A 4,640-nucleotide genomic window follows, 5' to 3' on the forward strand; every position below is an offset into this window, starting at 1 on the left:
CTTATCGCCACGTCAAGGCTGTCATGTGTGAGAGCGGTGTCAGAGAATATCAATCATCGCCCAAAGCGCTTCGTCATGGCTTTGCAGTCACCGCTGTCGAAAACGGCATTCCAACGAATCTGGTTCAACGCTGGCTTGGCCATGCAAACCAGAAGACACTGCGATCTATGCCGATCTGATTGGTACAGAAGAGCGAAACTTTGCAAGTCGCGCATGGAGCGAACCGGCTAACGACAGGGGGCGGCCGATCATTACCCTTAGAATGACAAAAACCCGGAAGAGCTGGACACTCGTCATCCGGCTCAATGTCATCATCTAAGGATGTGGGAGGTGGGCTTTGGCCTGCCTCCTACTCCGAGCTGATATAGCATCTTCCATGGTCTTTTTCAAATCGAAAGGCCTCGACCTCTGGATTGTTCGAGGCGTCGCTGCTGTCGCACGACTTCCTGCGCCTGATTGACTTGGGCGTAGACAGCGCCAAGGCGCTTCGCAGCTTGGAGATCGCGGTTTGCGGTGAAGTAGAACTCGACCGTATCGTCATGGCTGTCGATGGCGCGATACAGATAAAACCACGCGCCTAGACCTTTACATAGGTCTCGTCGAGGTTCCGTTTTCGCGTGACCTGACGCTTCCGGCGATGGAAGCGCTCAAGCAATCTGGAGCTGAAGTGTAAAACCCAGCGGTGAACGACCTGTGAAATTATTAAGTTTGGTACTGGATAATGTTCAAAGCTGCATTGCTCCAGCGATGCGAGAGCAAACCGATGACTAAGATGTGCACGAGGGCCTTTGGGACCAACCTTTGCAGTTAGTCGTATTTGCGGGCTTGGACTTCAGGCGGTGGCCGCTGCAATTCTTGGTTTCCAGCGCAGGCGGATCCATTGCCGGATATTGTAGGCCAGCAGGGCCCACAGGGCTTCCGTTCCTGCCTTTGCCAACCCGCGTACACGAAAGCGCCGCAGTCCCAGCGTGTCTTTCAGCCACGCATTGACAAACTCTGCAACACGCCCACGTTCGCGGACTAACGCTTTTGTCTCTGGCGAATTTTTCCGAGAGCGGAACGCACTCACTACAGGGTCCTCGTGTGTAACGACAATCGATCGCCCATAGCGCTGATTGCCTGAGCAAGATTGGCGGCGACTGGGGCATGGCCGACAATCAGCCGGGCTGGCCAGATAACGCACCATCCTTCTTCCAGGTCGCACATGGCCATAGCGAGCGGTGAGTATCTTGCCTTCCGGACAAACGTAGCTGTCGGACGCCGTATCGTACTGGAACTTATCGGGCAGGAAAGCGTCCGTTACCCCAACACGAGCAAACCGTTGCTTGGTGCGGCCATCAGTTTCAGTCCATGGCCCAACAAGTTCAATGTCTCTGTCATTCGCGACCAGAATGTTCGCCCGACTGGTATAGCCTGCATCCACTACCATCTGATCAGGTGACTGACCCAATCGCTTTCTAATCTGCTCAATTGCTGGAGCAAGGTATTCGTAGTCAGGGGCCGTTTGCCCAATATCCAGGCCCACGGCAATGCCATGAGCTGCGTCAGTCGAGATCTGGACGTTATAACTCAAGGCGTAGTGGCCATCGCCATGACGCATGATCCGCGCTTCCGGATCTGTCGAACTAACGCCGGTTTGGCGCTGGCGGGTGCGCGCATAGCCCGGGCGCTTGGCTACACTTATCTGTTGGGCATGGAGAAGCGCCTGCTCAAGCCGTTCGATGCGTTCGCGACCAGCCCGTTCGCGTGCAGCGGCCTGCCGGACTGTTGCCTCCCCGTTACGAGGATCTCCCATCGAAGCGACATGATCCCGTGCTGCGGCCAGATGCTTGACGATCTGCGCTTCCTGCTTGAAAGAGCCTGGCCCCGCCTGTGCAGTGGTTTTCGTGCCGTCATGCATGACGCTCTGCAGAGCGATCAGACCCTCTGTGCTTAACACGGCGAGTACTTGGGTGAACATTTCATCAAGAGCTTCGCGATGGGCAAGGCGAAAGTCGGACAGGGTATGATGATTGATGACAAGGAGCCCCATCAACCAGCGGAAGCCCGGATCGTGTTCACAGCGACGCTCCACCTCACGGGCAGATCCGATACCTCGGCTATAAGAGTAAATCCATAAGCTCACCAGAAGCCGCGGATCATAGGCGGGTCGCCCGGCAACACCTTCTAGTGAACCAATCCCTGCCGCAAAGGCAGACAGATCAAGTTGGCCAACCAATTCCCAGATCGCCCGAACAGGATGATCTTCATCCACCAACCGTTCAACATCCAGCATCTCCCAACAAAGCTGCTGACGATCCGCTTGCACCAGTCGAACTGGCCTGCTTCGCGATTGAGTTATATGACCGTTAGATGCCGCGGCAACATTCACTGATGCTTTCGGACCCATGCGATTCATCCCCAAATCCTCCCCGAAACACTGCCAGAACCATAGCATATTTCAGGTCCAAACCAGATTTTTTCACAGGTCGTGAACCGTTGAATGATCCACCGTAATACCGCGCTCGGCCATCATCTCCTTCAGATCGCGCAGGCTCAGATTGTAAGCCAGATACCATCGCACACATAAAAGGATAACGGATTTATCGAAATTACGGCCCTTGAACATCGAAATGTCTCTGCTGATGAAAAGCTAAAACCCTACAACCAGCATCCTTGACGAAAAGTTTGCAACAGAACCATCAGTGGGGCACCTCATTACTGTAGCGCAAGGATACTTGGGCCGCCGCGGCATTCTCCAAGCCGCAACGCAGAAGATTCAAAAAACATCTTGAAAAAAGCCTTGCCTCTATTCGATCTCACGCTACTTAAAGTGTCATCCCATATTGATCGGCCTGCCATAAATATTTCTAGAACAATAAAGCTTATTCTGATATAATCTTAAGTATTCAAATCCTGAAGGAAATTCATAATGAAACCCGTTATTGCATCATGTATTGCTACATTCGCACTTTTATTGGCGACCAATGCAGAAGCTGCTACCGGTCTTGCAACTGCAACGATAAATCTGCGCGCCGGCCCCGGCACATCATACCCTTCAATGGGCAGCATTCCCAATGGTGTGGTTCTCAACGTGGCAGGCTGTACAAACGGCTATGGCTGGTGTCGTGTCAATTACCAGGGCATCGACGGCTGGGCGTCCTCTCGTTATATAGCGGTTCGCACGGGAGGTGGCGCTTACACGACCAATAGCAATTTTGGACCAACTGCTGCCGCTATCGGCATTCCCCTGATTGCGGGAATGGTAATAGGGTTTGCTGTTAATAACAATCAATGGCATCACAGTGACAGCTGGGGACCACGTGGTTATCGTCGCGATCCATGGGGCAAGCCGCGTCCGCATTGGACCGATCGACCTGGTTGGAGTGACCGGCCAGGCTATCATCACAACTTTTATGGTCCCGGCGATCGCTGGCGTCCACGCGGCGCTCGATAAAGGGCCATAGCCGGTAATCGTGCAAAGTCAAATAGACACTGTTGAAGATGCCGACGACCCACATTCCGCAACCAGATAGATAGGAAATGCGGCAGACCGAATATCGCGAGAAGCTACGCGAGTGGCATTCTGTCAATGGAACCATTGATGGTTTTGTCTGGCCGTCGATAATGAGCAAGAAGGATTGGGAGGGGTTGGTGCGCCATGTGAAGCCAAACTGGAACCACGATCCAATGTGCGGCAAAATCGCCACTACAACTACGTGGTCATCTGCATCAGACGCATAATCGCGCGCGGCACTCTGGTTGTTCTCTGCATTAGCTCGACCGTCTGGCTTCAGACCGGAGTTGTGGTGACGTGCGCAACTAAGCCCAGTTAATTGAAGCAGACAGCAGGCAGGTCATGGAATTTTGGCGATCGACATTTTCGACCGCCGCTTTAATCCTCAAACAGTATGGATGCATAATCCATGGCCCCATGCAGGTTACGCACAATCCATACCTGATCATCACCCACCCAGTAAAAAATCAGGTAATTTCCATGTACTCGGCGCCGATAGCCGTGTCGCTCATAGTGACGTACCAAAGGAAAACTATCAGCTATGTCAGCTAAGCTTCGCACTTGCGACGTAGCTCCTGCATGAACGAATAGGCGCGCTGTGGATTATCTGTAGCGATGAAATCACCGATTTGTTCCAGGTCTTTTTCCGACTCATGGGAAAACTTAACTCTCATGCTGAATTTTCGGCCTTCTCGGCCATAGCATGATACTTTGCCTCAAGCCGATCAAACACTTCACTTGCGGGCTTTACACGTCCGGCTTCTGCCATCCGATTTCCCGCCATTCTCGACCGTGCAGAAGTACTTCTATCGCTGGCGCGATGAAGGATTGCTTCATACCATCAACAACACGCTTGTGATGCTGGCGCGTGAGCAGGCTGACAGGCAGCCCAGTCCAACGGCTGGCGTCATCGACAGCCAGTCAGTTAAAGCCACGGAAAGTGGCGGAATACGGGGCTTTGACGCGGGCAAGAGGATTAACGGACGCAAGCGTCACATTGTCGTTGATACCCTTGGCTTGCTGGTAGGGCTCATGGTGCATTCTGCTGGCATTCAGGACAGGGACGGCGCTCGGGAAGTCCTGGTATCCATCCTCAAACGGTGGCCGTGGTTACGGCATATCTTTGCTGACGGCGGATATGCAG

4 protein-coding genes and 4 pseudogenes are annotated in these 4,640 nt (G+C 53.3%); 3 read left to right on the forward strand and 5 right to left on the reverse strand.

The window, feature by feature from the left end; translation table 11 throughout:
* Positions 1-23 precede the first annotated feature (23 nt).
* Positions 24-179 (forward strand): tyrosine-type recombinase/integrase, encoded by a 156-nt coding sequence (locus ACTJKP_RS26220; protein WP_440632754.1) that lies wholly within the window; start codon positions 24-26, stop codon positions 177-179.
* 303 nt (positions 180-482) lie between these two features.
* On the opposite strand, the pseudogene ACTJKP_RS26225 reads toward ACTJKP_RS26220, so the two are convergent.
* The 3 genes and pseudogenes from ACTJKP_RS26225 to ACTJKP_RS26235 all read right to left on the reverse strand — a co-directional run.
* Positions 483-688, reverse strand: a pseudogene (locus ACTJKP_RS26225) (DDE-type integrase/transposase/recombinase); the annotation flags it as partial.
* Between the two features lie 144 nt (positions 689-832).
* Positions 833-2,389 (reverse strand): IS1182 family transposase, encoded by a 1,557-nt coding sequence (locus ACTJKP_RS26230; protein WP_440632751.1) that lies wholly within the window; start codon positions 2,387-2,389, stop codon positions 833-835.
* Positions 2,390-2,470: 81 nt separating this feature from the next.
* Positions 2,471-2,608, reverse strand: a pseudogene (locus tag ACTJKP_RS26235) (IS6 family transposase); the annotation flags it as partial.
* A 303-nt stretch (positions 2,609-2,911) separates the two neighbouring features.
* Between ACTJKP_RS26235 and ACTJKP_RS26240 the strand changes: the two are divergent.
* The gene (locus ACTJKP_RS26240) at positions 2,912-3,436 is read left to right on the forward strand and encodes an SH3 domain-containing protein (protein ID WP_440632752.1); all 525 of its coding nucleotides are present in this window, start codon (positions 2,912-2,914) and stop codon (positions 3,434-3,436) included.
* 438 nt (positions 3,437-3,874) lie between these two features.
* Here the strand turns inward: ACTJKP_RS26240 and ACTJKP_RS26245 are convergent, their stop codons facing one another.
* Positions 3,875-4,057: a type II toxin-antitoxin system RelE/ParE family toxin gene (locus ACTJKP_RS26245; RefSeq protein ID WP_440632753.1), complete on the reverse strand. Its 183-nt coding sequence runs from the start codon at positions 4,055-4,057 to the stop codon at positions 3,875-3,877.
* Positions 4,058-4,166: 109 nt separating this feature from the next.
* Positions 4,167-4,262 (reverse strand): annotated as a pseudogene (locus ACTJKP_RS26250) (type II toxin-antitoxin system ParD family antitoxin); the annotation flags it as partial.
* On the opposite strand from ACTJKP_RS26250, the pseudogene ACTJKP_RS26255 reads away from it, so the two are divergent.
* Positions 4,253-4,640 (forward strand): annotated as a pseudogene (locus tag ACTJKP_RS26255) (transposase); the annotation flags it as partial. The pseudogenes ACTJKP_RS26250 and ACTJKP_RS26255 sit on opposite strands and share 10 nt — an antisense overlap.

It is taken from the genome of Brucella sp. 22210 (genome assembly GCF_052045675.1).
Lineage (GTDB): Bacteria > Pseudomonadota > Alphaproteobacteria > Rhizobiales > Rhizobiaceae > Brucella.